Source organism: Streptomyces fradiae ATCC 10745 = DSM 40063 (assembly GCF_008704425.1).
Classification (GTDB): domain Bacteria; phylum Actinomycetota; class Actinomycetes; order Streptomycetales; family Streptomycetaceae; genus Streptomyces; species Streptomyces fradiae.
Window position 1 is genome coordinate 4,120,840 of record NZ_CP023696.1, and the last position, 26,973, is coordinate 4,147,812.

General features: G+C 76.1%; 17 protein-coding genes. 12 read left to right on the top strand and 5 right to left on the bottom strand.

What is annotated here, in order from left to right; translation table 11 throughout:
- Nucleotides 1–67: 67 nt before the first annotated feature.
- Both CP974_RS18570 and CP974_RS18575 read right to left on the bottom strand, forming a co-directional pair.
- A complete protein-coding gene (locus tag CP974_RS18570) occupies nt 68–841 on the bottom strand; it encodes an SDR family NAD(P)-dependent oxidoreductase (RefSeq protein ID WP_069977669.1) in 774 nt (257 codons plus the stop codon).
- A 267-nt stretch (nt 842–1,108) separates the two neighbouring features.
- On the bottom strand, nt 1,109–1,816 hold the full coding sequence (locus CP974_RS18575; protein ID WP_069979869.1) for an MOSC domain-containing protein: 708 nt from the start codon (nt 1,814–1,816) through the stop codon (nt 1,109–1,111).
- 109 nt (nt 1,817–1,925) lie between these two features.
- Here CP974_RS18575 and CP974_RS18580 point away from each other — a divergent pair, with 109 nt between their 5' ends.
- Nucleotides 1,926–2,867 (top strand): LysR family transcriptional regulator, encoded by a 942-nt coding sequence (locus CP974_RS18580; RefSeq protein WP_031136108.1) that lies wholly within the window; start codon nt 1,926–1,928, stop codon nt 2,865–2,867.
- A gap of 32 nt (nt 2,868–2,899) precedes the next feature.
- On the opposite strand, the gene CP974_RS18585 is transcribed toward CP974_RS18580, so the two are convergent.
- Complete coding sequence (locus tag CP974_RS18585) at nt 2,900–3,214, bottom strand: WhiB family transcriptional regulator (protein WP_031136106.1); 315 nt, start codon at nt 3,212–3,214, stop codon at nt 2,900–2,902.
- A gap of 368 nt (nt 3,215–3,582) precedes the next feature.
- Here CP974_RS18585 and CP974_RS18590 point away from each other — a divergent pair, with 368 nt between their 5' ends.
- The 4 genes from CP974_RS18590 to CP974_RS18605 all read left to right on the top strand — a co-directional run bounded on the left by CP974_RS18590 (nt 3,583) and on the right by CP974_RS18605 (nt 8,307).
- Nucleotides 3,583–4,194, top strand: a complete 612-nt coding sequence (locus CP974_RS18590; RefSeq protein ID WP_003948568.1) for a response regulator transcription factor — start codon at nt 3,583–3,585, stop codon at nt 4,192–4,194.
- 248 nt (nt 4,195–4,442) lie between these two features.
- Nucleotides 4,443–5,048 carry a sigma-70 family RNA polymerase sigma factor gene (locus CP974_RS18595; protein ID WP_031136104.1) on the top strand — a complete coding sequence of 202 codons (606 nt, stop codon included), beginning with the start codon at nt 4,443–4,445 and terminating at the stop codon, nt 5,046–5,048.
- 265 nt (nt 5,049–5,313) lie between these two features.
- Complete coding sequence (gene guaB / locus CP974_RS18600) at nt 5,314–6,819, top strand: IMP dehydrogenase (protein WP_031136102.1); 1,506 nt, start codon at nt 5,314–5,316, stop codon at nt 6,817–6,819.
- Nucleotides 6,820–7,182: 363 nt separating this feature from the next.
- Entirely contained in the window at nt 7,183–8,307 is a 1,125-nt protein-coding gene (locus CP974_RS18605) for a GuaB3 family IMP dehydrogenase-related protein (protein WP_031132841.1), read from the top strand.
- Between the two features lie 236 nt (nt 8,308–8,543).
- Here the strand turns inward: CP974_RS18605 and CP974_RS18610 are convergent, their stop codons facing one another.
- Nucleotides 8,544–9,107 carry a hypothetical protein gene (locus tag CP974_RS18610; protein ID WP_031132843.1) on the bottom strand — a complete coding sequence of 188 codons (564 nt, stop codon included), beginning with the start codon at nt 9,105–9,107 and terminating at the stop codon, nt 8,544–8,546.
- Between the two features lie 321 nt (nt 9,108–9,428).
- Entirely contained in the window at nt 9,429–10,673 is a 1,245-nt protein-coding gene (locus CP974_RS18615; RefSeq protein ID WP_031132845.1) for a nucleotide sugar dehydrogenase, read from the bottom strand.
- Nucleotides 10,674–10,924: 251 nt separating this feature from the next.
- On the opposite strand from CP974_RS18615, the gene CP974_RS18620 reads away from it, so the two are divergent.
- The 7 genes from CP974_RS18620 (at nt 10,925) to CP974_RS18650 (ending at nt 26,963) form a co-directional block, all read left to right on the top strand.
- The gene (locus tag CP974_RS18620) at nt 10,925–12,631 is read left to right on the top strand and encodes a glycerol-3-phosphate dehydrogenase/oxidase (RefSeq protein WP_031132847.1); all 1,707 of its coding nucleotides are present in this window, start codon (nt 10,925–10,927) and stop codon (nt 12,629–12,631) included.
- Nucleotides 12,632–13,200: 569 nt separating this feature from the next.
- On the top strand, nt 13,201–15,588 hold the full coding sequence (locus CP974_RS18625) for a serine/threonine-protein kinase (protein WP_031132849.1): 2,388 nt from the start codon (nt 13,201–13,203) through the stop codon (nt 15,586–15,588).
- Between the two features lie 143 nt (nt 15,589–15,731).
- Complete coding sequence (locus CP974_RS18630) at nt 15,732–18,746, top strand: serine/threonine kinase C-terminal domain-containing protein (protein WP_031132852.1); 3,015 nt, start codon at nt 15,732–15,734, stop codon at nt 18,744–18,746.
- Between the two features lie 163 nt (nt 18,747–18,909).
- Nucleotides 18,910–20,619 carry a serine/threonine-protein kinase gene (locus CP974_RS18635; RefSeq protein ID WP_031132854.1) on the top strand — a complete coding sequence of 570 codons (1,710 nt, stop codon included), beginning with the start codon at nt 18,910–18,912 and terminating at the stop codon, nt 20,617–20,619.
- A gap of 213 nt (nt 20,620–20,832) precedes the next feature.
- Nucleotides 20,833–23,043: a serine/threonine-protein kinase gene (locus CP974_RS30710; protein WP_261344844.1), complete on the top strand. Its 2,211-nt coding sequence runs from the start codon at nt 20,833–20,835 to the stop codon at nt 23,041–23,043.
- Between the two features lie 124 nt (nt 23,044–23,167).
- On the top strand, nt 23,168–24,865 hold the full coding sequence (locus CP974_RS18645) for a succinic semialdehyde dehydrogenase (RefSeq protein WP_031129258.1): 1,698 nt from the start codon (nt 23,168–23,170) through the stop codon (nt 24,863–24,865).
- 235 nt (nt 24,866–25,100) lie between these two features.
- A complete protein-coding gene (locus CP974_RS18650) occupies nt 25,101–26,963 on the top strand; it encodes a GMC family oxidoreductase N-terminal domain-containing protein (RefSeq protein WP_031129259.1) in 1,863 nt (620 codons plus the stop codon).
- Nucleotides 26,964–26,973 lie beyond the last annotated feature (10 nt).

The window sequence follows — 26,973 nt, forward strand, 5'->3', positions numbered from 1 at the left end:
GTGCCGGCCCGTACGCGCCGTACGCCCCCGCCCTGCGCGCCGGCGTGCGCCCCCGCCGGAGGCGCGCCTACCGGGGTCCGTACTTGCGGCCCGCGCGGGAGCTGATGCCGCCCAGCAGGCCGCGCGGGGTCAGCTTCACCACGCCCATCAGCGCCTTGTAGCGCGGGTCCGGGACGGACAGGGTCCGGCCGCGCGCCAGGTCCGCGAGCGCGTCCGACACGACCTTGTCGGCGTCCAGCCACATCCAGCCCGGGATGCCGTCCGTGCCCATCCCGGCCCGCTGGTGGAACTCCGTCCGGACGAAACCGGGGCACAGCGCCATCAGCCGCACCCCGCTGCCCGCCAGGTCCCGCGCCGCGCCCTGGGTGAACTGCACGACCCACGCCTTCGACGCCCCGTACGTCCCGCGCGGCACGAAGGCGGCGACGGAGGCCACGTTGACCACGCCGCCCCGCCGCCGCTCCCGCATCGAGGCCGTCGCCGCGGCCGTCAGCCGCAGCACCGCCTCGCAGTGCACCTTCATCATGCGCAGCTCGTCGGCCATCCCCACTTCGAGGAAGCGGCCCTTGTTGCCGAAGCCGGCGTTGTTGACCAGCAGGTCCACCGGCCGCTTCGGGTCGGCGAGCCGCGCCTCCACGGCCGCGATGCCCGCGTCCTCGGCGAGGTCCGCCGACAGCACCTCCGCCTCGACGCCGTGCCGGTCGTGCAGTTCGGTCGCCTGCTCGCGGAGCCGCTCCGCGTCGCGGGCGACCAGGACCACGTCATGGCCGTCGGCCGCCAGCCGCCGCGCGAAGGCGGCCCCGATACCCGCGGTCGCGCCAGTAATCAGTGCACTCGTCATACGCGGCACGTTAGTGCCCCGCCGCCTCCCCACCGGCACCGCCCGCAGCGGCGGGCCCGCGCGTCCGGCGCCCCGCCCCCCCCGGCCCCGACCCCGCGACCGCCCGCCCCGCGACCGCCCGCCGCCCGGCCACCGCCCCGCGACCGCCCGCCCCCCGGCCCCACCCGGCCCTGCCCGCCCCCCCGGCCACCGCCCCCCGGCCCTGCCCGCCGCCCGGCCCCGCGACCGCCCGCCGCCCGCCCCCCGGCCCCGCGACCGCCCGGCCCGTCAGGCAACCGGTTCCGCGACGGCGCCCCCCTCACCGCCCGCCCCGCCCGTGCCCGCCGCGTACCTCAGTGCCGCCTCCCGCAGCTCCGGGTGGGCCGCGGCGCCCGCCGCCAGCACCTCCGGCAGCAGTTCGCGCCGCGTCGTCTGCGCCCGGAAGGCCAGCGCCACCGTCACCCCGTGGTCCGGCCGGTGCACGACCTCCACCCGGTCGCCCGACCGGATCTCACCGGGCTCCACCACCCGCAGGTACGCCCCCGGCGCGCCCCGCTCGGTGAACCGCCGCACCCACCCGCGCTCGCCCAGCCACCCCGCGAAGGTCCGGCACGGCACCCGCGCGTCCGTCACCTCCAGCACCAGCGAGGCGCCGACGAGCCAGCGCTCCCCGAGCAGCGCCCCGTCCACGTCGACGCCCAGCGTGGTCAGGTTCTCGCCGAACGAGCCGTTCGCCAGCGGGCGCCCCAGCTCCCGCTCCCAGCGGTCCAGCTCCTCCCGCGCGAAGGCGTACACCGCCTGGTGGGAACCCCCGTGGTGGCGCCGGTCGCACACGGCGTCCCCGGCCACGCCCCCGCCGCCGACGCCCTTGGGCCCGGGGTCCGCCACCCGTACGGCCCCCTCCACCGGGACCTTGGCTATGCCCGTCTCGCCGCTCGGGGCGTTGGTGTAGTCCGCCTTCCGGGCGCGTCCCGCGTTGACCGTCAGCACCCGCATCGCCGTGATCTCACTCATGGCGGCACGCTAGCGGCCACCGCCCGGCCCGGTCATCAAAGAATTCGCACGGCATTCCTTGCCGAGCTAAAGCGAGCCTTATAGTCGAGGGGTGATCGAAGCCCGTCACCTCCGTGTCCTGCGCGCCGTCGCCGCCACCGGCTCCTTCTCCGCCGCCGCCCGCGAGCTGGGGTGCACACAGCCGGCCGTCAGCCAGCAGATGAAGGCCCTGGAGGCGTCGGCCGGCACGCCGCTGCTCATCCGCACCGGCCGCGAGATGCGCCTCACGCAGGCCGGCGAGGCGCTCGTACGGCACGCGGCGGGCATCCTCGCCGGGCTCACCGCCGCCGAGGAGGAGGTCGCCGCCATCGCGGGCCTGCGCGCCGGCCGGGTCCGGCTCGTGTCCTTCCCGAGCGGCAGCTCCACCCTGGTGCCGACCGCCCTCGCGGCGCTGCGCGCGGCGCACCCCGGCACCCGGGTCTCCCTCGTGGAGGCCGAGCCGCCGCGCTCCGTCGAGATGCTGCGCGAGGGCGACTGCGACATCGCGCTCGCCTTCCGGTACGCGGGCGGGGGTGCCGAGTGGGACGACCTGGTCGTCCGGCCGCTGCTCACCGACCGGCTCGTCGGCCTGGTCCCCGAGGGCCACCGGCTCGCGGGCGCGGACGCCGTGGCCATCGGCGACCTGGCGGGGGAGCCGTGGATCGCGGGCTGCCCGCGCTGCCGCCGCCAGCTGGTGGAGGTGTGCGAGGACGCCGGGTTCACCCCGCGCATCGACTTCGCCACCGACGACTACCCGGCCGTGGTGGGCCTGGTCGGGGCGGGCCTCGGCGTCGCCGTCCTGCCGGAGCTGGCCGTCGAGTCCGTACGGCCCAGGGGGGCCCGCACGGTCGCGGTGGAGCCGCCGGTGGAACGGGAGATCGTCGCGCTCACCCTGCCGGACCTGGCGCAGGTACCGGCCGTCGCCGCCACCCTGGACCGCCTGGCGGAGGCCGCCACGCGCGCGCAGGACCTGGGTCCGGCGGGCGCCGCACGGGGCCGCGCAGGGCCTTGCTGAAACGTTCCTTCAGTTCGCGCGGACGGCGCGCGTCAGTGGTGTCCCGCCGTCGACGAGGTGACCAGCCGGGTGCGCGCCCGGCCCATGAGCTCCTCGCGCTCGTCCTCCGTGAGGCCGCCCCATACGCCGTAGGGCTCGCGCACGGCCAGCGCGTGGGCCGCGCACTCCGCGCGCACCGGGCAGCGCATGCAGACCTCCTTCGCCGAGTTCTCACGCGCGCTCCGTGCCGCGCCGCGCTCTCCCTCCGGGTGGAAGAACAGCGAACTGTCGACCCCCCGGCAGGCCGCGAGCAACTGCCAGTCCCACAGGTCGGCGTTGGGTCCGGGAAGGCGGGAGAAATCTGCCATGGCGCATGTCCCCTTGATGCCGGTACTGAGCTTACTGAGCGGACTACTTGTCGCAGTAGATGTAAATATGACTCATTGCGAATCTAGCTACAGACACCGCCAAAGGGAAGGAAAAGCCGCTAAATGGGGCATAGCTCTGTGTGGAGCGGCGGTGACCTGCGGTGCTCTGCTCTGTACGCGCCTCCTCACGCAGCGTGGTGGGGTGGTGCGCCGACCCGTAACTCTTTCGAGTGACCATCGTTGAGAGTGCGGAGGCGGTTGAAAGAAGAAGCGCTCGGGCAGCCGTCCGAGGGCGTCAACCGCACAGGTGACGATTCGTAACCAGCCTGGAGGCCCAAGGTGACGCGCATCAGCTGCGGAGGACGGCCATGACATCCGTTCTCGTCTGCGACGACTCCCCGCTTGCCCGAGAAGCGCTCCGCCGCGCCGTCGCCACCGTGCCCGGTGTCGAGCGCGTCACGACGGCGGCCAACGGCGAGGAAGTCCTCCGCCGCTGGGGCGCCGACCGCTCGGACCTGATCCTGATGGACGTGCGCATGCCCGGCCTGGGCGGGGTGGAGACCGTCCGCCGGCTGCTCTCGGCCGACCCCGGCGCGCGGATCATCATGCTCACGGTCGCCGAGGACCTCGACGGCGTCGCCCTCGCCGTCGCCGCCGGCGCCCGCGGCTACCTGCACAAGGACGCCTCGCGCGCGGAGCTGCGGGCCACGGTCACCCAGGCCCTCGCCGACCCGACCTGGCGGCTCGCCCCGCGGCGGCTGCGCTCGGCCGAGATGGGCGCGGCGCCGACGCTCACGGCCCGGGAGATCCAGGTGCTGGAGGGCATGAGCCACGGCCGGTCCAACGCCGAGATCGGGCGCGAGCTGTTCCTCTCCGAGGACACGGTCAAGACCCACGCCCGCCGCCTGTTCAAGAAGCTCGGCGCCTCCGACCGGGCCCACGCGGTCGCGCTCGGGTTCCGCTGGGGCCTGGTGCGGTAGCGGGCCACGGGCCGCGACGTGGCCGTTTCGGTCCCCGTCCGCCGGCCGGCGGACGGGGCGGCGCAGGCCCGATGTCTGTTTCCTGCGCGATGCCGCATCCTTGAGGGGTGGAGTTCCTCGGGGACGAGTCGATCGAGCGGGAGGGGAGGGCGCAGGAGATGACTTCCGGCGCACCTGCTCATAACGCTTCGGTGCACAAGGCTGGACGCGGTGCCTCGGAGCCGATGCGGCCAGGGCACCATGGACCGATGCGCGACGACCAGACGCCGGCCCCCCCGACGCCCCCCGCCGGGCCGGGGGCGATCGGGTCGCTCGTGCACCGCGCGGTGGAGGGCGACGAGCAGGCCACGCACGACCTCCTGGCCCACGTCCACCCCCTGGCCCTGCGCTACTGCCGCACGCGGCTGAGCCGGCTCCCCGGCGACGCCCGCCACTTCGTGGAGGACCTGGCGCAGGAGGTCTGCGTCGCCGTCCTCATGGCCCTGCCCCGCTACAAGGACACGGGCCGCCCGTTCGAGGCGTTCGTCTTCGCCATCGCCGGGCACAAGGTCGCCGACCTCCAGCGCGCCGCCATGCGGCACCCCGGCTCGACCGCCGTGCCCTCCGACGAGATGCCCGAGCGCCCCGACGACTCCCTCGGCCCCGAGGAGCGCGCCCTCCTCAGCGACGACGCCGAATGGGCCCGGCGCCTGCTCGCCAACCTCCCGGACCACCAGCGGGAGCTGCTCGTGCTGCGCGTCGCCGTCGGGCTCACCGCCGAGGAGACCGGGCAGATGCTCGGCATGTCCCCCGGAGCCGTCCGGGTCGCCCAGCACCGCGCGCTCAGCCGCCTGCGCGCCCTGGCCGGCCAGTAGCGGCGCGGCCCCGCCGGCCCACGGCGCGGCGCCCGGCGGCGGGTCCGTCCGGTACGGGCCGCGTCCGCGCGGGGCGTGCCGCTCCGTCCGGTACGGGTCGGGCACCCGCGTGGGGCGTGCGGCACCGGCGGCGCGGGCGGCCCTATGGCGGATGTCATACGTGGGAACGTACAAAGCCACCGGGTGATCTTGCTCGTGGAATGAGACACGCCTGTAGGCCGTTAGCATGGACATCCGCACCGATCAAGGCCATGGGGAAGGTGTCATGACTGCAAACGTCGACGGAGTGCCCGAGAAGTTCGCCGCGCTCGGGCTGACCTACGACGACGTGCTGCTGCTGCCGGGCGCGTCGGACATGGCTCCCGACCAGATCGACACCTCCTCGCAGCTCTCGCGCAACGTCCGGGTCAACATCCCGCTGCTCTCCGCCGCGATGGACAAGGTCACCGAGTCCCGGATGGCCATCGCCATGGCCCGCCAGGGCGGCGTCGGCGTCCTCCACCGGAACCTGTCGATCGCCGACCAGGCGAACCAGGTCGACCTGGTGAAGCGCTCGGAGTCCGGCATGGTCACGGACCCGATCACGATCCACCCGGACGCCACGCTCGCCGAGGCCGACGCCATCTGCGCCAAGTTCCGCATCAGCGGCGTGCCGGTCACGGACCCCGCGGGCAAGCTGCTCGGCATCGTCACCAACCGCGACATGGCCTTCGAGACCGACCGCGCCCGCCGGGTGCGCGAGGTCATGACCCCGATGCCGCTGGTCACCGGCAAGGTCGGCATCTCCGGCGTGGACGCCATGGAGCTGCTGCGCCGCCACAAGATCGAGAAGCTGCCGCTCGTCGACGACAACGGCCTCCTCAAGGGCCTCATCACCGTCAAGGACTTCGTCAAGGCCGAGAAGTACCCGAACGCGGCGAAGGACAAGGAGGGCCGCCTCCTCGTCGGCGCCGCCGTCGGCGTGGCGGGCGACGCGTACGAGCGCGCCCAGGCGCTCATCGAGGTGGGCGTCGACTTCATCGTGGTCGACACCGCCCACGGCCACTCCAAGCTGGTCGGCGACATGGTCGCCAAGATCAAGTCCAACTCCGGCGTCGACGTCATCGGCGGCAACGTCGCCACCCGCGACGGCGCCCAGGCCCTCGTCGACGCGGGCGTCGACGCCATCAAGGTCGGCGTCGGCCCCGGCTCCATCTGCACCACCCGCGTCGTCGCCGGCATCGGCGTCCCGCAGGTCACGGCGATCTACGAGGCGTCGCTCGCCGCCAAGGAGGCCGGTGTCCCGGTCATCGGCGACGGCGGCCTGCAGTACTCGGGCGACATCGCCAAGGCGCTGGTCGCGGGCGCCGACACGGTGATGCTCGGCTCGCTCCTGGCCGGCTGCGAGGAGTCGCCCGGCGAGCTGCTGTTCATCAACGGCAAGCAGTTCAAGTCGTACCGGGGCATGGGCTCGCTCGGCGCCATGCAGTCCCGCGGCGACCAGCGGTCCTTCTCCAAGGACCGGTACTTCCAGGAGGGCGTCGCCTCCGACGAGAAGCTGGTCCCCGAGGGCATCGAGGGCCAGGTGCCCTACCGCGGCCCGCTCTCCGCGGTCGTCCACCAGCTCGTCGGCGGCCTGCGCCAGTCGATGTTCTACGTCGGCGGCAGCACCGTCCCCGAGCTCCAGGCGCGCGGCCGGTTCGTCCGGATCACCTCGGCGGGGCTCAAGGAGAGCCACCCGCACGACATCCAGATGACCGTCGAGGCGCCCAACTACAGCAGCAAGCGCTGACCCGCGGGCGCCCGCGCCCGCACGTACCGCCGCGAGGGCGGCCCGGCCACGCACCGACCGGGCCGCCCTCGCGCGCGTCCGGGCGACTCCGGGCGGCGGGGGCGGGCGTCGGGGCGTCCGGGCCGCGCGTCCGGCGTCCGGGCCGCGCGTCCGGCGTCCGGGCCGCGCGTCCGGGGCGCTGCCGGACTGCGCCGCGGGCCCGCGGGCCGTACGCCTCCGCGCGCGCCGGGGCGCCGCCGCTCGTACGCCCCCGCCGGGGCCGTCACCGCCCGCCGCCCGCCCGCGCCGGGGCGACCGGGCCGCCCCCCGCGCGTGCGTCGGGGATACTGGTAGGCGCAGACGCAGAGGGAAAGGCCACACATCGTGACTGAGATCGAGATCGGGCGCGGCAAGCGCGGCCGCAGGGCGTACGCCTTCGACGACATCGCCGTCGTACCGAGCCGGCGCACGCGGGACCCGAAGGAGGTCTCGATCGCGTGGCAGATCGACGCCTACCGCTTCGAGCTGCCCTTCCTGGCCGCCCCGATGGACTCGGTCGTGTCGCCGCGGACCGCCATCCGGATCGGCGAGCTCGGCGGCCTGGGCGTGCTCAACCTGGAGGGCCTGTGGACCCGCCACGAGGACCCGCAGCCGCTGCTCGACGAGATCACCGAGCTCGACGGGGAGACCGCGACCCGCCGTCTGCAGGAGATCTACTCCGCCCCCATCCAGGAGGAGCTGATCGGGCGGCGCCTGAAGGAGGTCCGCGACGCCGGTGTCGTCACCGCGGCGGCGCTCTCCCCGCAGCGCACGGCCCAGTTCTCCAAGGCCGTGGTCGACGCGGGCGTCGACATCTTCGTCATCCGCGGCACGACGGTCTCCGCCGAGCACGTCTCCGGCGCCGCCGAGCCGCTGAACCTGAAGCAGTTCATCTACGAGCTGGACGTCCCCGTCATCGTCGGCGGCTGCGCCACCTACACGGCGGCCCTGCACCTGATGCGCACGGGCGCGGCGGGCGTGCTGGTCGGCTTCGGCGGCGGCGCGGCGCACACCACCCGCAACGTCCTCGGCATCCAGGTCCCGATGGCCACCGCCGTCGCCGACGTGGCCGCCGCCCGGCGCGACTACATGGACGAGTCCGGCGGCCGGTACGTGCACGTCATCGCCGACGGCGGCGTGGGCTGGTCCGGTGACCTGCCGAAGGCCATCGCGTGCGGCGCCGACGCCGTGATGATGGGCTCCCCGCTGGCGCGCGCCACGGACGCGCCCGGCAAGGGCCACCACTGGGGCATGGAGGCCGTCCACGAGGACGTGCCGCGCGGCAAGCTGGTCGACCTGGGCGTCGCCGGGACGACGGAGGAGATCCTGACCGGTCCCTCGCACTCGCCCGACGGGTCGATGAACTTCTTCGGCGCGCTGCGCCGGGCCATGGCGACGACGGGCTACAGCGAGCTGAAGGAGTTCCAGCGCGTCGAGGTGACCGTCGCGGACTCGCAGCACAGCCGCTGACCCGGCCGCCCGTACCGGGGCCGCGCCGACCCGGGCTCCCGTAACGGGGCCGCGCCGACCCGGCCCGCCCGTACCGGGGCCGCGCGCCCGGGGACCCGGCGCATGCGCGAGGGGCCCGCACCGGATCGTCCGATCCCGGTGCGGGCCCCTCGCCGTGCGCGTCCGCGCGCGGTGGCGGCCGGTGGCCCGGCGCGGCGCGGTGAAGCGCCCCGCCCGGCCGGGGTGGGCCGGTGCCGCTACGCGGCGCCCTTCTTGGCGCCCGCGAAGCCGGTCAGCGCGCCGATGCCGAGGAAGACGTACGTCATGCCGTCCGCGGCCATCTTCCACAGCTCCATGACCTCGCCGAAGTTCTGGAAGAAGATCTCCGTGAAGGAGCCCTCGCCCAGCTTGGAGAGGATGACCGCGATGGTGACGAGCTGGCCCAGGTAGACGGCGCCGGCCGCGAGGACCACCGAGGCGCCCTGGAGGAGGGGGTTGCGCCCGCCGACCTTGCCGGCGGCGAAACCGACGAGCAGGCCGACGCCCACCGCCGCGTAGCCGATCTCCCGCTCGATGGCGCCGCCGATGCCGCCGTACACGCCCGCGCCGACCAGGGCGGCGACCAGCGCGGCGAGCAGTCCGAGGCCGACGTTGTCCCGCGCGGGCGCCGGGGGCTGCACCGGGGCCCCGTACTGCGGGAAGGGCTGCTGCGCGGCGGGGCCGGTGCCCGGCCCGCCGGGGTACGGCTGCTGCGCGGCGTCGCCGCCCGGCCCGCCGGCGTACGGGTTGCCACCGGGCGGCGGCGGAACGGACTGGCTCATGCTGGGAATCCCCCCTGGTCGGAACCGGCGGCCGGGCTTCTGACGTGTGCACGGCCGCGCGCGAATCAGAGGCGGACACTAGCAGCCCCCTGTGACAGGGAGCCCGGCGATTTCCGACCGTGACCGGCCCGGAAGCAAGCCGAGACCGGGCACCCGGCCGGGCGGGAGGCGGACGGGGCCGGGGGCCGGCCGGGGCCGCGGAGGCGGACGGGTCGGGGGCCCGGCCGGGTCGGGGTGCCGGAGGGGGGCGGGGAGGCGGCCGGGGCGGGGTGCCGGACGGTCCGGGAGCCGGACGGGCGGGTCGGGGGCCGCGCGGTCGGGTCAGAGGCGGTGCGCCGCGCCGACCGGGGTGGCGCCGCGCGTGTCGAGCAGCAGCTGCGCCTTCACGGCCAGGCCCTGGAGGTCGTACGTGCGGTGGTGCTGGAGCAGGATCGTCAGGTCGGCGCCCGCCGCGGCCTCGTACAGGGAGTCCGCGCGCGGGACGGGCAGGTCGCGCACCCGCCACACCGGCGCGTACGGGTCGTGGTAGCTGACCGCCGCGCCCATGTCCATCAGCCGCTGGGCGATCTCCGGCGCCGGGGAGCCCTCCCGGTCGGCGAGGTCCGGCTTGTAGGTGATGCCGAGCAGCAGCACCCGCGCGCCGCGCACGGACTTGCCGTGCTCGTTGAGGAGGGTGGCGCAGCGCTGGGTGACGTACTGCGGCATGCGCTCGTTGATCTGGCCCGCCGTCTCCACCAGGCGCAGGGGGCGGTGGGCGCCGACCGTGTCGACGGGGGTGCCGTGGCCGCCGACACCGGGGCCCGGCCGGAACGCCTGGAAGCCGGACGGCTTGGTCTCGGCGCACCGGATGACGTCCCACAGGTCCACGCCGAGGTCGTGGCAGAGCACGGCCATCTCGTTGACGAGGGCGATGTTGACGTGCCGGTAGTTGGTCTCCAGCAGTTTGACCGTCTCGGCCTCGCGGGTCCCCCGCGCGCGGACGACCTTGTCGGTGAAGCGCCCGTAGAAGGTGGCGGCGGACTCGGTGCAGGCGGGGGTGAGGCCGCCGATCACCTTGGGGGTGTGGGCGTAGCCGTGGGCCCGGTCGTCCGGGTCGAGACGGGCGGGGGAGTACGCGAGGTGGAAGTCGCGCCCGGCGCGCAGCCCGGAGCCCTCCTCCAGGAGGGGGCGCACCACGTCCTCGGTGGTGCCCGGCGGTACGGGCGACTCCAGCAGGACGGTCGTGTGGGGGCGCAGCCGGGCGGCGAGCGCGCGGGCGGCGCCGGTGACGGCGGTCAGGTCCAGGGTGCGGGGCGCGGCGGCGGGCGGAGTGGGCGCGCAGATCACGGCGGTGCGGACGCGGCCCAGCTCGGCGGGGTGTGTGGTGGGGCGGAAGCCGCAGGACAGCATGCGGCGGATCTCGGACGGGGTGAGGGAGCCGTCGACGGGAGGGCGCCCGGCGGACAGTTCGGCGACGGCCCGCGGGTCGGTGTCGTAGCCGATCGTGTCGATACCCGCGGCGGTGGCGGCCTGGGCGAGGGGCAGTCCGAGGTGGCCGAGGCCGATGACGGCGAGGTCTGCGGGCATGGGCGTGAGCCGTCCTTCCCAATAGCCGTAAGGGGGCGGTACGCGCAAGTCCTGTGGACAGAACGAGCGGACGCACAGTCAGACTAGGCGTAAATATGACCGTTATGCGGTATTGCGCGCCCGTGATCGCCCGAGTGTTGTCCCCGTTGTCCACAGGTGGCGCGGGGCCGGTGGCCGATGTCGGCGGCCGGGGACAGAATCGAATCCGTGAGCCCGAGCACACAGGGGGACGGCGGCGACGGGAGGCAGCGGTGAGGACAGCGAGACTGGGACCCGCGGAGCGGGCCGCGGCCCTGGCGGCCATGGCCGAGCGCGAGCTGGACGTGCTGGTCGTGGGCGGTGGCGTGGTCGGGGCCGGGACGGCGCTCGACGCGGTGACCCGTGGCCTCGCCACAGGCCTGGTGGAGGCCCGCGACTGGGCGTCCGGGACGTCCAGCCGGTCCAGCAAGCTCATCCACGGCGGCCTGCGCTACCTGGAGATGCTCGACTTCGCGCTGGTGCGGGAGGCCCTCAAGGAGCGCGGCCTGCTGCTGGAGCGGCTGGCGCCGCACCTGGTCAGACCGGTGCCGTTCCTCTACCCGCTGCGGCACCGGGGCTGGGAGCGGCTGTACGCCGGATCGGGCGTCGCCCTGTACGACGCGATGTCCGTCTCCTCCGGCCGCGGCCGGGGCCTGCCCCTGCACCGCCACCTGTCGCGCCGCCGCGCCCTGCGGGCCGCCCCCGCCCTGCGCCGGGACGCCCTGGTGGGCGCCCTGCAGTACTACGACGCCCAGGTGGACGACGCCCGCCACGTCGCCACACTGGTGCGCACGGCCGCGGCGTACGGCGCGCACACGGCGAACCGGGCCCGCGTCGTCGCCTTCCTCCGCGAGGGCGAGCGGGTCGTGGGCGCCCGCGTGGCGGACGTGGAGGCCGGCGGCGAGTACGAGATCCGCGCCCGCCAGGTCGTCAACGCGACGGGCGTGTGGACCGACGACACGCAGGCGCTCATCGCGGAGCGCGGCCAGTTCCACGTCCGCGCCTCGAAGGGCATCCACCTGGTCGTCCCCAAGGACCGCGTCCACTCCACGACTGGCCTGATCCTGCGCACCGAGAAGAGCGTCCTGTTCGTCATCCCCTGGGGGCGCCACTGGATCATCGGGACGACCGACACCGACTGGGACCTCGACAAGGCCCACCCCGCCGCGTCCAGCGCCGACATCGACTACCTCCTGGAGCGGGTCAACGGCGTCCTGGCCACCCCGCTCTCCCGCGACGACGTGCAGGGCGTCTACGCGGGCCTGCGGCCCCTGCTGGCCGGGGAGTCCGACGCCACCAGCAAGCTCTCCCGCGAGCACACGGTCGCCCACCCCGTGCCCGGCCTCGTCGTCGTCGCGGGCGGCAAGTACACGACGTACCGGGTCATGGCGAAGGACGCGGTGGACGAGGCGGTGCACGGCCTGGACACGCGCGTCGCGCCGTGCGTCACGGAGGAGGTGCCGCTGCTGGGCGCCGAGGGGTACCGGGCGCTGTGGAACGCCAGGGCGCGGATCGCCGCCCGGACGGGCCTGCACGTCGTGCGCGTCGAGCACCTGCTCCACCGGTACGGCACCCTGGTGGACGAGCTGCTCGACCTGATCGCCGACGACCCCTCGCTGGGCGAGCCCGTCGCGGGCGCCGACGACTACCTGCGCGCCGAGATCCTCTACGCGGCCTCCCACGAGGGCGCCCGGCACCTGGACGACGTCCTGACCCGCCGGACCCGCATCTCCATCGAGACCTTCGACCGGGGCACCGGCTGCGCCCGCGAGTGCGCCGAACTGATGGCGCGGGTCCTCGGCTGGGGGGAGGACCAGGTCGCCAAGGAGGTGGAGCACTACGAGAAGCGGGTCGAGGCGGAGCGGGAGTCCCAGCGGCAGCCGGACGACCAGACGGCCGACGCCGCCCGGCTCGGCGCCCCGGACATCGTCCCCCTGTAGGGCCCGCCGGAGCGTGGCCGCGGCCGTGGGCGTGGACCCGGCGGGCGGGGTGGTCGGAGGTGGCCGGGGGGCTGCCCGTCGAGCGGGGCCGAGGGTGGCCCGTCGGGCGGGCGGGGCCGGGGGTGGTCTGTCGGGCGGGGCCGCCGGCCGGGTCGGCCTGCCCCGGCCGACCCGGCCTGACCCGGCTGGCTCCGGACCGTGTCGAACCCGCCTCGGACCGTCTCGGACCGTCTCGAACCGAACGGTGCCGAGGGCGCCGTCACGGCTCCGCGGGACACGCTTTCGCCGGGGCCGGACCGGCTGTGACCAGGGGCGACGGCTCCTGGTCGGGCTCCAGGGCGAGGTGACGTACCGTCAGTCGACGGATGGCCAGAACCAAGGGCACCGTGAGTCTCGTCCTGCACTTCGGTATGGCCCGGCACCCTCCCCGGCCGTCATCCTCGCGGACGCCGGACCCGGGACAACCCCCGGTCCCGGAGTGAGGGACAATGAAGGTTCCACCAGGGCGGGTTACCGCATCGCGCGGACGCGGCAGGCGCGGGCGAGGAACAGGATCGCAGAGGGGACGCATGTCGGGAGCGGAGCAGTCGCGGGACGCGGCGCGGCAACCTCAGCGGGGCGCCGACGGCGAAGGCACGACCTCGAAGGACGCGACGGTGAAGGGTGAGGGCGGTGCCCTGCCGAAGGGCGCGGCCGAAGGCGACGCCGTGCGGGGCGCCACGGACGGGAGCGACGCGAAGGGCGGCGACGCGAAGGGCCAGGGCGCGCCGGACGCGGGTGCCGCGCCGCGGCAGGCGGCTCCGGCCGCCGGGACCGGCGGCGACGGGGACCGCGGCGGTACGAGCCGTGCCGACGCGGTCCGTGACGGCACGACACGCGAGGACGCGGCCCGCGACGGCGGGACGCGCGAGGACGCGGCCCCGACGGGCGAGGCGGGCACCGGAGGTTCCCGCCCGGCCAAGGCGGCGGCCAAGGCGGCGGACACGGCCAAGGCGGCGCCGGCGGCCGGGCCCGACATGGCGAAGAAGCCCGTGCCGCCCCATGTGACGACGGAGGGCCGGCTGCTCGCGGGCCGCTACCGGCTCGGCGCCGTCCTCGGGCGCGGCGGCATGGGCACCGTGTGGCGCGCCGTCGACGAGACCCTCGGCCGCACCGTCGCCGTCAAGGAGCTCCGCTTCCCCAACGCCATCGACGAGGACGAGAAGCGGCGCCTCATCACCCGGACCCTGCGCGAGGCCAAGGCCATCGCCCGGATCCGCAACAACAACGCCGTCACCGTCTACGACGTGGTGGACGAGGACGACCGGCCCTGGATCGTCATGGAGCTGGTCGAGGGCCGCTCCCTCGCCGAGGTCATCCGCGAGGACGGCACGCTCACCCCGCACCGCGCCGCCGAGGTCGGCCTCGCCATCCTCGACGTGCTCCGCTCGGCGCACCGGCAGGGCATCCTCCACCGCGACGTGAAGCCGTCGAACGTGCTCATCGAGGACGACGGCCGCGTCGTCCTCACCGACTTCGGCATCGCCCAGGTCGAGGGCGACCCGTCCATCACCTCCACCGGGATGCTCGTCGGCGCGCCCTCCTACATCTCGCCCGAGCGGGCGCGCGGCCAGCGGCCCGGCCCCGCCGCCGACATGTGGTCCCTCGGCGGCCTCCTCTACGCGGCCGTGGAGGGCCACCCGCCCTACGACAAGGGCTCGGCCATAGCGACGCTCACGGCCGTCATGACCGAGCAGCTGGACCCGCCGAAGAACGCGGGCCCGCTCGACAAGGTGATCTACGGGCTGCTCGCCAAGGACCCGGCGCAGCGCCTCGACGACGCGGGCGCCCGCGCGCTCCTGAACGGCGTGCTGCGGCAGACCGCCGCCACGGCCGCCCCCGCGGGCCCCGAGCCCCAGGAGGCGACCCGCGTCGTCCCGCTCCCGCCGGTCCCCCCGCCCGGTCCGGCCGCCCCGGACACGACCGCCGCCACCGCGGCCGGTGACGCCCCGGCCGGCGACGCGACCGCCGAACGGCTGCGCGGCGCCCTGCGCTCGGTGCGCAACGCCGCCGCTGCCGCCTCCGCCAACCGCCAGGCCAGGCAGCCCGCCAAGCCGGCGCGCCCCGGCCCGGCCGCCCCGGCCCGGGCGTCCCTCACCGACGTGGTGCCCCGGCGCACGCTGGTCACCATCGCGGTCGTGGCCGTGCTCGCGGTCGTCGCCACCGTCCTCGCGGTCGCCCTCAGCGGCCGTGACGACACCACCGCCCAGGGCGGTACGCAGGGCGGCGACAAGGCGGCCACGGCCGGCACCACCGGCGGCTCCACGGACGGCGCCGGCACCACCGGCAACGGCGGCGGCCCCGACGGCGGGAGCGGCGAGCAGCAGGACGGCGGCCAGGACGCGGGCGGCGCCGACTCCGGCACGACGGCGGGCCAGTCGGGCTCGGCGGGCACGGGCGGCTCGGCGGGCACGTCCGGTACGGGCACGCCGTCCGCCTCCCCGGGCACCGCGCCCCCGGTCCCGGCCGGGTACAAGACGGTCACCGACGCCCGGTTCCACTTCTCCATGGCGATGCCCGAGGACTTCCGCATGACCGGTGTCGCGGGCCGGAACTCCGGTGGCATCTACAGCGCCTCGGGCGGCTTCCCGCGCGTGCAGGTGGACTACACCGACAGCCCCGGCGCCGACGCCGCCGCCGCGTGGAGCGCCGCCATGGGCGCCGTCGCCGCGACCAGCAGCGGCTACCGGCACCACGGCATCAAGCCCGTCTCGTACAACGGCTATCCGACGGTCGCCGACTGGCAGTTCGAGCGGAACCAGGGCGGCACGCGCGTACGCGTCCTCAACCGGGGCTTCAAGGTCGACGCCGACCACGGCTACGCGATCATGATCTCCTGCAAGTCCACGGAGTGGGACGGACCGGAGTGCACCGCGCTGCGGAACACCGCGTTCGCGACGTTCCGGCCCACGGACTGACCGGCGGCACGTATCGTGAGAGCGCGCGGACGGAACGAAGCCGCACCACGCGGGTAACCGCACAGGCAAGGACCAGGATCGGCGGCCGTTCGCACGATTCCGTGCGAACGGCGGAGCCGGGGGGACAGCGCGGGGGAGGCGTCGTGGAGGACTACGCGGGAAGGGTGCTCGCCGACCGCTACCGCCTGCCCGTCGTCCCCGACGGCACGGACGGCTACGAGGACGCGGACGGCTACGGCCGCGGGGACGCCTACGGCCACGGGGACGGCCACGGCCACCCGGACGAGGCCGGGTACGCCGGGGCGTACGGGCCGGTCGAGACCCGTGCGTTCGACACCTACAGCGGCCAGGAGGTCATGGTCCGGCAGCTCCCCCTGCCGGAGACCGTGGACGCCGAGGTCGTGGACGCGGACGGCGCCTACCACCGCCCCTACGGGCACACCCCGAGGCGCTCGGCCGACCGCGTCGCCGCCGACCCGAACGTCCGGCGGGCCGTCGAGGCCGTCCAGGCCGTCGCCCGCATCCCGGACCACCCGCGCCTCGACCAGGTCTTCGACGTCTTCACCGAGGACGGCTCGCTCTGGATCGTCAGCGAACTGGTCGCCGGCCGGCCGCTGGCCGCCCTCGTCCACGCCGAGCCGCTCACCCCGTACCGCGCCGCCGAGATCGCCAACGACGTGCTCACGGCGCTGCGCACCCTCCACGCCCACGGCTGGACGCACCGCAACATCACCACCCGCACCGTCCTCGTCTGCGACGACGGCCGCGTCGTCCTCAGCGGGCTCGCCACCGGGGCCGCCGAGGAGGCGCTCTGCGGCTACGCGCCCGTGCCCGCCCCGGACGACGACATGGACGCCCCCTACGGGGAGGACGCCGACACCCCCTACGAGGACATCCCCTACGGCGACGGCGAGGGCGACGGCGCCCCCTACGGGCGCCCTGGGCGTGACGCCGTGGGGGGCGGCTACGCGCACGACGCCGACGGCGCCGAGCCGTACGGTGACTTCGCCGACGCGGACGACACGTACGACGCGGCCGACGAGTACGGCGAGCGGGGCGTGGACCGCGGGGACGCGGCGTACGGCGCGGGCGACGCGGAGCCGCACGGCACCCGACGCCCGTCGCTCCCCGCGCCGCTCCCGCCCGGCCCGCCCGCCCTGCCGAGCGGCTACGAGCCCCAGTACGTCGCGCGGGCCGCCGACCGCTTCGCGGACGACCACGAAGGCGACGAGCACGACCCGTACGACGCCCACGACGGCCCCGGCGCCCCCGTCCCGTACGGCACCCACGACCCGTACGCGGCGCACGGCCCGGACGGCGGGCGCCGCCCCTACGGGAGCCCGGCGCGCGCCCCCTACGCCGACGCGCCGGAGCACATCCCCCACGGCGACGGCCCCGAGGACGCCCCCTACGGCGACGGCCCCTCGGGCGGGGCCGACCGGGGCGCAGCCTGGGACGGGCAGGACGGGCAGGACGGGCAAGGGGGGCACGGGAGGCGCGGGGGCGACGGCTCCGCGGGCCGGCCGCCGCGCGCGCTCCTCGCCGGCACCTGGCGGGACGGCCCCGTCCCGGCGGGCGGCGGCTCCCCGTACGGCGGCGGCTCCCCGTACGGTGACGGCCCCTCGCGCGACGGCGGCTCCCCGTACGGCGAGGTGGCCCCCTACGGGGGCGCCCGCGCCGCCCTGGACGCCGACGCCCGGCGCACCGCCCCGCCCTCCGACGCCACCGCGCACACCGGTACGGCCGGACAGGCCCGGCAGGCCGTGCCGGGCGCGCAGGCCGGGCCGGGCCGCGGGACCGGCGGGCCCGCCGGGGCGGAGCAGGAGGGCGCCGAGGCCGTCTACCGCGGCCCCACCACGCCGCTCGCCGCCGAGCGCGCCCGCCAGACCAGGATCGCCGTCGTCGGCGCGGTCACCGAGCGGTGGGCGCCCGAGCAGGCGGGCCCCGTGTACGGGACGTGGCGGCTGGCCCCGCCCATCGGCCCGGCCACCGACCTGTGGGCGCTGGGCGCGCTGCTGTTCCGCGTCCTCGAAGGCCACGCCCCGTACCCGGAGGACAACGCCGCCGAGCTCGTCCAGATGGTCTGCTCCGAGCCGCCCGCCTTCGCGGAGGAGTGCGGCGCGCTGCGCCCCGTCGTCGAGTCGCTGCTGCGCCAGGACCCCACCGAGCGCCCCGACTTCGAGGAGCTGCGCGGCTGGCTGCGCTCCCTCGTCCGCTCGGCGCCCGAGCCCGAGGCGGGCGCCTACGTGGTGCCCATGCCGTCCGACGCGGCCCGGCTGCCCATCGTCCGCCGCCGCGGCGACCTGGTCCGCAGGCGCCGCACCCGTACGCGCCCGGCGTCCCGCTCGGCCGCCCGCTCCGCGTACCGGGCCGCCGAGGCGCCCGCCCCGGCCGCGCCCTCCCGGCACCGCCGCGAGAAGGCCAGGGAGCGGCACCCCGGCGGCGGCAACCCGCGCGCCCTCGGGCGCACCCTCCTGCTGCTGATACTCCTCGGCCTCGCCGGGGCCGTCGCGTACGCCGTGGCGTTCATGCCCGAGGCCGGCCGGACGGACGGGTCGCAGCGCCCCACCGGCACCGCCCGCCCCACCGCGAGCGCCGCGCACGGGCCGACCCCGCCCGCCGCCGGTGCGCCCGACCCGCAGACCCCGCGGCCCAGCCGCCCGGCGCCCTCCACCAACGCCGGGACGCCCACCGCGCCCGCCCTGCCGGAGGGGTACGTCGTGCGCGACGACCCGGAGGGCTTCCGGGTCGGCGTCGACCAGACCTGGCGCCGCAGCCCCATCAACGACATCGGGCAGGTCCGCTACTCGGAGGGCGACTACACGCTGATCATCGTGCCGGGCCGCGACACCGTCCGCACGGCGGGCGCGGACCCGCTGGAGTACCAGCGCGCCAAGGAGCGCGAGCTCCAGCCGTGGCGGGACTCCACCTGGTCCACCGCGACCGGTCTGCGCCGCGTCGACGTGGGCCGCCAGGCCATGGCCGAGGGGCAGTTCACCTGGCAGGACGCCAACGGCCGCCAGGTGTACGTGCGCAACCTCGCCCTCCTCGTCGGCGACCGCTACCACGTCGTGCAGGTCATCGGCCCCGAGACCGAGCGGGACAGGGTCACCGAGATCTACGAACAGGCCACCAAGAGCTACCAGGTGACGCGCTGACGCCACGTCACCACACCCGTAGGGGTGACGCACAGTGGCGAATTCACGCCATTCAGCGGGGCCCGTGTCACGGAGCTGTCTCCGTGGCCGCCCCGAGGTTCCCCGCGCCGTGCACCCTCCGTAATCTTGCTCCGAAGCGGTGGGGCGGGCTGGGCGGAGACACGTGGAACAGACGCAGGGCATGGGCGGGGGGCTGGTGCTCGCGGGGCGCTACCGGCTGGGCGAGACGATCGGCCGGGGCGGGATGGGCAAGGTGTGGCGGGCCCACGACGAGGTCCTCCACCGCACCGTCGCCGTCAAGGAGCTGACGGCCGGCCAGTACGTCTCGGAGGCGGACCGGGTCGTCCTGCACGCCCGTACGCAGAAGGAGGCGCGGGCCGCCGCCAGGATCACCCACCCGGCGGTCGTCACCGTCCACGACGTCCTCGAACACGACGACCGGCCGTGGATCGTCATGCAGTACGTCGACGGCCCCTCCCTCGCCGACTCGGTCAAGTCCGCGCCGGATGGCCGGATATCGCCCCGCGAGGCCGCCCGGATAGGTCTGCACGTGCTAGGCGCGCTGAGCGCCGCGCACGCCGCCGGGGTGCTGCACCGGGACGTCAAGCCGGGCAACGTCCTGCTCGCCCGCGACGGGCGGGTGCTGCTCACCGACTTCGGCATCGCCGCCATCGAGGGCGACTCCACCATCACCCGCACCGGCGAACTCGTCGGCTCCATCGACTACCTGGCCCCGGAGCGGGTGCGCGGCTCCGATCCCGGCCCGGCCTCGGACCTGTGGGCGCTGGGCGCCACGCTGTACACGGCGGTGCAGGGGCAGTCGCCTTTCCGCAGGTCGTCGCCTATCAGCACCATGCAGGCCGTGGTCACCGAGGAGGCCGGCCCGGCCGCGCACGCGGGCCCGCTCGCCCCGGTGATCACCGCACTGCTGCGCAAGGACCCCGCCGACCGGCCCGGCGCCGCCGAGCTGGAGCGCATGCTGATCGAGGCGATGGAGGGCCGCACACCGACCGCCGCCCAGGCGTACGTACCGACGCTGTCCGTGTCGCCGGAGGAGCTGCGCGAGGTGGCCGACGGCATCGCCGGGACGTCCGGCGCTCCCGGCGCCTCCGCCGGGTCCGCCGCGGGGGCTTCGCACGGCTCCGGCGCCTCCTCCGGCCGGGGACCGGGCGGGGGCCCTGGCCCCGGGTACCCGGCGCACGGCCCCGGGGCCACCGTCCGCGCGGGGGCGGGCCGGCTGCGCAGGGCGGCGCTGGTGGTGCTGCTCGCGGGGGCGGTCGGCGCGGGGGCCGGGTTCGCCGTGATGCGGTACGCCGACCACGCCGGCACGGCGGGCCCCGCCGCTCCCGCCGCGGGCGCCACCGCCGGGGCCGCGCCGTCGGCCGAGGCCGCCGCCGGGGACCCGCGGGACGGCCGGCTGCCCGCCGGATGGCGGCGCGTCACCGACCCGCTCGGCTTCAGCCTCGCCGTACCGGCCGGCTGGGAGCGGCGGGCTGACGGGGACCGGGTCGACTACACACCGGACGGCGGCAGGCGGCTGCTTCGCGTCAGTGTCGACTCCGAGCCGGATTTCGAGAGCCTTTTCCGGCACATGCTCGACGTGGAGAAGAGCCTGCGGAAGCGGCTGCCGGAATACCGCCGGGTCACACTCGTCCAGAATACGTTCCGTGATCGGACGGAATCCTGTCTCTGGGAGTTCACCTGGCACGAGAAAAGGACACACCCCGGTAAGCGCCACGCGATAGACCAGGTGTACTACACGGACGACGGAACCGAGTACGCGCTGTACATGTCGTCGCCCGAGGAGGACTGGGCGACCACGCGGGAGCAGTTCGGCATCGTGCTGCGCCACTGGCGACCCGCCGAGGGGTGACCTCCTCGGCGCGAGCGGAGGAGATGGGCCGTGTCGGTCGGAGGGTCGAGATCCGAGGAGCAGGGGGAGCGCGAGGAGCGCGGTGACCGCGCGGACCGGGAGGACCGCCCGGACCGGGAGGACCGCGGGGGGCGGGGAGAGCGGGCGGAGCGGGAGGGGGCGCGCGGGTCGTGGCCGCCCCCGTACGGACGGGCGCGTGAACAGCGGCGGATCATGGGCCGCTACCGCCTGGAGGCACGGCTGGGGCGCGGCGGCATGGGGACGGTGTGGCGCGCCCACGACGAACTGCTGGGCCGCCGGGTCGCCGTCAAGGAGCTGTACGCGGACGCGGGCGGGGGCGGCTCGGGCGGCGGGGCCGGTGGCGTGGGCGGTGCCGGGGGCGGTGCTGGGGGCGGTGCCGACACGGACCTGGACGCCACGCTCCGGGAGGCCCGCGCCGTGGCCCGCGTGCACCACCCGCACATCGTGTGCGTCCACGACGTGGTGGAGGAGGACGGTGTCGCGTACATCGTCATGGAGCTGGTCGAGGGCGTGTCGCTCGCCGAGCGGATCGCCGCGCGGGGCCCGGTCGACGCGCCCGAGGCGGCCCGCATCGGCCTGGCGCTGCTGTCCGCGCTGCGCGCCGCGCACGCGATCGGGGTGCTGCACCGGGATCTGAAACCGGCCAACGTTCTGGTGGAGGACGCCACCGGCCGGGTGGTCCTCAGCGACTTCGGGATCGCCCAGCTCGCCGGGGCCACCACCCTGACCGAGGCGAACATGTTCGTCGGCTCGCCCGAGTACACCGCCCCGGAGCGGATGCAGGGCCGCCAGGCGGGCCCGGCGGCGGACCTGTGGTCGCTGGGCGTGCTGCTGTGCGCCGTCATGACGGGCCGTTCGCCGTTCCACCGCGACTCGCTGGGCGGGGTGCTGCACGCCGTCGTGGAGGCGGAGATCCGGCCGCCCGCCGCGACCGGGCCGCTGCTCCCCGTCGTACGGGGGCTGCTGGAGCGCGACCCGGCACGCAGACTCGGCGTGGCGGAGGCGGAGCGGCTGCTCCGGGCGTACGTCACGGGCGGTGCGGGCGTGGCGCCGGGGGCGGGGGTGCCGGGGGTGCCGCCCGGGGCCGGAGGGCCGGGGTGGCCGGGGGGCGGCGGGCCTGCCGGGGTGCCGGGTGCCGTGGTCCCGGGTGCGGGTGTGTCCGGTGTGCCGGGCGCCGGGCCGGGGGTGCCGCTGGGCGGGGCGGGCCCGGTGGACGCGCCGGCCGCGCACGACCGGCCCGCCGAGGGGGAGGGGGACCTGGCGGCCGGGCAGGGGGACGCGCCGACCGGTGCCCGCTCGCACGCCGTGCCGTCCCCGAGGGCCCGCGACCGGGTCAGGTACATGGCCAGGGTGCTGCCCGGCAGGTCCTCCCCGTCCGCGCGGGACGCCCCCGCGGCCCGCACCGGACCGGAGGCGCCGGCCGCCGCCACCCCGGCCCCGGTACCGGAGGCGCCGGTCGCGGCCGAGGTGGCCGTCGCGCGGGAGGTGCCGGACGTCCCCGAGGCGGCGGGCGCACCGGGGCCGACGCCGCTGGGCGTGGCCGGAGCGGTGGATCGCGGCCCCGCCGTGCCCACCCTGCCGGTGCCGCCGCCCGCCGGGGCCGAGCCCCAGGACGCCGTACTGCCGGACGCGGTGCTGCCGGACGCCGTACCGCCGGACGCGGTGCTGCCCGATGGCGTAGCGCCTGATCCGGTACCGGCCGAGGCTCCGCTCCCGCCGGACCCCGCCCGCCCGGCCAACCCGCCCGGACCGCCGCTCACCGGACCCCGCCACGGATCGCCGCGCACAGGGCCGGAGGACCCGGCGAGGTCCCCCTACGGGGCCCCGCACACCGACCCGCCGCCCGCGCGCTCCCCCTACGGGGCGCCGCGCCCGGGGCCCGACCCCGCAGGGCCGTCTCATGGGGCGCCCCCCACGGGATCGCACACCGACCCGCCGCCCGGCGCATCCCCCTACGGGGCGCCGCCCACCGACCCGTCACCCCCCGCACCCCCCTACGATCCACCCCCCACCGGCGACGCGCGGTACCCCGCCCCGTACGGTCCGGTCGGCACCCCCTCCCCCTACGGCACCCCGCCCGCCGGGGCGCCCCCCTACGGCGCGGCTCCGCCCCCCGCCCCGCTCCGGGGCCGGTCCGGCGCCTCCCCCTACGGGACGCCGCCCCCCGACCCGGCGCACCCCGCCCCACACGACCCGCGTCCCGCCCCGCCCGCCGACCCCCACCGCCCCTACGGGACACCCCCCGATGCCGCCCGGCAGCCCGCCGACCCGCCCCCCGGAGCGGCCGGGCGGAACACGCGCGCGGCGGCCGGCCCCGCCGTGGCGCCGCTCGTGGCGGCCCTGGTCGCCGCCGTCGCCGTCGCGCTCGCCCTCGGAGTCGTACTCCTCCTCACCAGCCGTTGATCTCATCGACAACGCCCTGATCAGGGCTTATTTGCCAGTGAACACTGGCGTGATGCGGATATCCGGCGAAAAGCCGTTACCGCCGGGTATCCAAAGGGGGTGCGCCCCGCATACCCTCGCCCCCATGACGGACACGCAGGCCCCCGCCCACACCACCGGAACGACCACGTCCACCTCCGCGTCCTCCCCGGCCGGCGCCCCGTCGCCGGCCCCCGCCTCCGGCGGCGCGAACCCGGGCCCCACGAACCCCGTGGCCCCCGCGCCCGCCGGCGCGCGCACCGCCGAGGACGTGGTGACGCCCCAGCTGGTCGCCCAGCTCGGCCGGGGCGTCGTCGGTTCGGGGCGGACCGCCAACCACACCCCGTTCACCGGGGAGCGGCTGGCCGAGCTGCCCGAGTCCACGCCCGAGGACGTGGCGGAGGCGTTCGCCCGCGCCCGCGCCGCCCAGACCGCCTGGGCGGCCACCCCGGCCCGCCGCCGCGCGGCCGTCCTGCTCCGCTTCCACGACCTGGTGCTGGAGCGGCAGGCGGAGGTCCTCGACCTCATCCAGCTCGAGACCGGAAAGGCCCGCCTGCACGCCCACGAGGAGGTCCAGGCCGTCACCCTCGCGGCCCGCCACTACGGGCTCAAGGCCCCCGCCTACCTGCGCCCCAAGCGCCGCACCGGAGCCGTGCCGGTCCTCACCAAGGTCACCGAGCTGCGCCAGCCGCGGGGCGTGATCGGACAGATCGCGCCGTGGAACTACCCGCTGGAGCTGTCCGTCGGCGACGCGCTGCCGGCCTTCGCCGCGGGCAACGCCGTCGTCATGAAGCCCGACACGGAGACCGCGCTGACCGCGCTGTGGGCACGCGACCTGCTGATCGAGGCGGGGCTGCCGGACGGGGTGTTCCAGGTGGTCCTCGGCGACGGCCCGGTCGTCGGCCCGGAGGTCGTCCGGCACGCCGACTACGTCTCCTTCACCGGCTCCACCCGCACCGGCCGGGAGGTCGCCCGCGGCGCGGCGGACCGCCTCGTCGGCGTCTCCCTCGAACTCGGCGGCAAGAACCCCATGCTGGTCCTGCGGGACGCCGACGTGGAGAAGGCCGCCGCGGGCGCCGTCCGCGCCTGCTTCTCGTCGGCCGGGCAGCTCTGCATCTCCGTCGAGCGGCTGTACGTCCACGAGTCCGTCGCGGACGCGTTCCTGGAGCGGTTCGTCGCCCGCACCAGGGCCATGCGGCTCGGCACCTCCCTCGCGTACGGCGCCGACATGGGCTCCCTGGTCGGCGCCCGGCAGCTGGAGGCCGTCACCCGGCACGTCGAGGAGGCCGTCGCCAAGGGCGCGCGGGTGCTCGCGGGCGGGGTGGCCCGGCCCGACGTCGGCCCCTTCTTCCACGAGCCGACGATCCTGGACGGCGTCGACCCGTCGATGGCGGTGTGCGCGGAGGAGACCTTCGGGCCGGTCGTCTCCGTCTACCGCTTCACCGACGAGGACGAGGTGATCGAGCGCGCCAACGACACGGCGTACGGCCTCAACGCCAGCGTGTGGACGAGGGACGGCCGCCGCGGCCTCGCCGTCGCCGCCCGCCTCCGCGCCGGCACCGTCAACGTCAACGAGGGCTACGGCGCCGCGTACGGCAGCGTCCAGGCGCCCATGGGCGGCATGAAGGACTCGGGCCTGGGCCGCCGCCACGGCTCCGAGGGCATCCTCAAGTACACGGAGGCCCAGACGGTGGCCCAGCAGCGCGTGATGCCGCTGGCGCCGGCGTTCGGGATGGACGACGAGAGGTACGCGGCGTTCATGACCCGCAGCCTGAGGGCCATGAAGGCGCTGCGCCTGCGCTGACCCCGGAGGCCCGGCCCGGTCCCGCCCCGGCCGGGCCATCCCCCGGCCGGGCCATCCCCCGGCCGGGCCATCCCCCGGCCGGGCCATCCCCCGGTCGCGTTCGCCCCCGCCTCATCCACCCCGCCTCATCCACCCCGCCTCATCCACCCCGCTTCACCCACCCCGCCTCACCCACCCGACCTCACCCACCCCCGCCCCCTCACCCCCCTTGCAGCCCTTCGGTACGAGGAGAGCCATGTCCGAGGTCCCCCCTGCCCAGAACCAGCCGGAACCCGCGCGCGACCCCCTCGGCGCCCCGGCGTCCCCGGCGTCCCCGGCGTACGACTACGACGTCCTCGTCGTCGGCTCCGGCTTCGGGGGCTCCGTGGCGGCCCTGCGCCTCACCGAGAAGGGCTACCGCGTCGGCGTCCTGGAGGCGGGTCGCCGCTTCACCCCCGACACCCTGCCCAAGACCTCCTGGGACCTGCGCAACTACCTCTGGGCCCCCGCCCTCGGCCTGTACGGTCTCCAGCGCGTCCACCTGCTCGGCGACGTCATGGTCCTCGCGGGCGCCGGCGTGGGCGGCGGCTCCCTCAACTACGCCAACACCCTCTACGTACCGCCGCCCGCGTTCTTCCAGGACCGGCAGTGGGCCGGGATCACCGACTGGCAGGACGAGCTGGCCCCGTACTACGACCAGGCCAAGCGCATGCTGGGCGTCCGGCTCAACCCGACCACGACCCCGTCCGACGTCCACCTCAAGGCCGCGGCCGAGGCCATGGGCGTCGGCGACACCTTCCACATGGCGCCCGTCGGCGTGTTCTTCGGCGACGGCGCGGACGCCGACGGCGCCACCCGGGCGGCCCCCGGCGAGGAGGTGCCCGACCCGTACTTCGGCGGCGCCGGGCCCGCCCGGCGCGCCTGCACCGAGTGCGGCGAGTGCATGACCGGCTGCCGCCACGGCGCCAAGAACAACCTCACGCAGAACTACCTCCACCTGGCGGAGCGGGCCGGCGCCGTCATCCACCCGATGACCACCGTCACCGCCCTGACCGAGGACGGCTCCGGCGGCCACCTCGTCCGCACCGTCCCCACCGACCGGCGCCGCCGCGGCACCCCGCGCACCTACCGCGCCCGGTACGTCGTCGTCGCGGCCGGCACCTACGGCACGCAGACCCTCCTGCACCGCATGAAGGACCGGGGACTGCTGCCGCGCCTCTCCGACCGGCTCGGCGAGCTGACCCGCACCAACTCCGAGGCGCTCGTCGGCTCCCAGACCACGGACCGCCGCTACCGCAGGCGCCACGGCGCCCCCCTCGACTTCACCCGCGGCGTCGCCATCACCTCGTCCATCCACCCCGACGCCAGCACCCACATCGAGCCCGTCCGCTACGGGCGGGGCTCCAACGCCATGGGCGCCCTGTCGATCCTCCAGGTCCCGTACGCGAGGCACCGCGTCGCCGCCTGGCTCGGCAACGTCGCCCGCCACCCCCTCCAGGCCCTGCGGTCCCTGTCCAACCGGCGCTGGTCGGAGCGGACCATCATCGGCCTCGTCATGCAGTCGCTGGACAACTCCCTCACGACGTACCGCAAGCCCGGCGGCATCGGCAAGGGGCTGCTCACCGCCCGCCAGGGCCACGGCGCGCCCAACCCGAAGCAGATCCCCGAGGCGACGCGGGCCGCCACCCTGATCGCCGAGGAGATCAACGGCTTCGCCGGCTCCAACGTCGGCGAACTGATGGGCACCCCGCTCACCGCCCACTTCCTGGGCGGCTGCGTCATCGGCGCGACCGAGCGGGACGGCGTGATCGACCCGTACCACCGGCTGTACGGGCACCCCGGCATCCTCGTCGTGGACGGCGCGGCGGTCTCCGCCAACCTCGGCGTCAACCCGTCCCTCACCATCACCGCCCAGGCGGAGCGCGCCATGTCCCTCTGGCCCAACAAGGGCGAGCCCGACCCGCGCCCCGCCCAGGGCGCGCCCTACCGGCGCGTTACACCCGTCGAGCCGAAGCGCCCCGCGGTGCCGGCCGACGCCTTCGCCGCCCTGCGCCTGCCCTTCCTGGGCCTGCCCAAGGTGCCCCCGCGGGCCCCGGGCACCGACCCGGCCGGGCGCTGACCCGCGGACA

Coding starts and splice junctions, on each gene's coding strand:
- CP974_RS18570 (WP_069977669.1), bottom strand. CDS start 841: ATGACGAGTGCACTGATTACTGGCGCGACCGCGGGTATCGGGGCCGCC.
- CP974_RS18575 (WP_069979869.1), bottom strand. CDS start 1,816: ATGCGGGTGCTGACGGTCAACGCGGGACGCGCCCGGAAGGCGGACTAC.
- CP974_RS18585 (WP_031136106.1), bottom strand. CDS start 3,214: ATGGCAGATTTCTCCCGCCTTCCCGGACCCAACGCCGACCTGTGGGAC.
- CP974_RS18590 (WP_003948568.1), top strand. CDS start 3,583: ATGACATCCGTTCTCGTCTGCGACGACTCCCCGCTTGCCCGAGAAGCG.
- CP974_RS18595 (WP_031136104.1), top strand. CDS start 4,443: ATGCGCGACGACCAGACGCCGGCCCCCCCGACGCCCCCCGCCGGGCCG.
- guaB (WP_031136102.1), top strand. CDS start 5,314: ATGACTGCAAACGTCGACGGAGTGCCCGAGAAGTTCGCCGCGCTCGGG.
- CP974_RS18610 (WP_031132843.1), bottom strand. CDS start 9,107: ATGAGCCAGTCCGTTCCGCCGCCGCCCGGTGGCAACCCGTACGCCGGC.
- CP974_RS18615 (WP_031132845.1), bottom strand. CDS start 10,673: ATGCCCGCAGACCTCGCCGTCATCGGCCTCGGCCACCTCGGACTGCCC.
- CP974_RS18625 (WP_031132849.1), top strand. CDS start 13,201: ATGTCGGGAGCGGAGCAGTCGCGGGACGCGGCGCGGCAACCTCAGCGG.
- CP974_RS30710 (WP_261344844.1), top strand. CDS start 20,833: ATGGGCCGCTACCGCCTGGAGGCACGGCTGGGGCGCGGCGGCATGGGG.
- CP974_RS18645 (WP_031129258.1), top strand. CDS start 23,168: ATGACGGACACGCAGGCCCCCGCCCACACCACCGGAACGACCACGTCC.
- CP974_RS18650 (WP_031129259.1), top strand. CDS start 25,101: ATGTCCGAGGTCCCCCCTGCCCAGAACCAGCCGGAACCCGCGCGCGAC.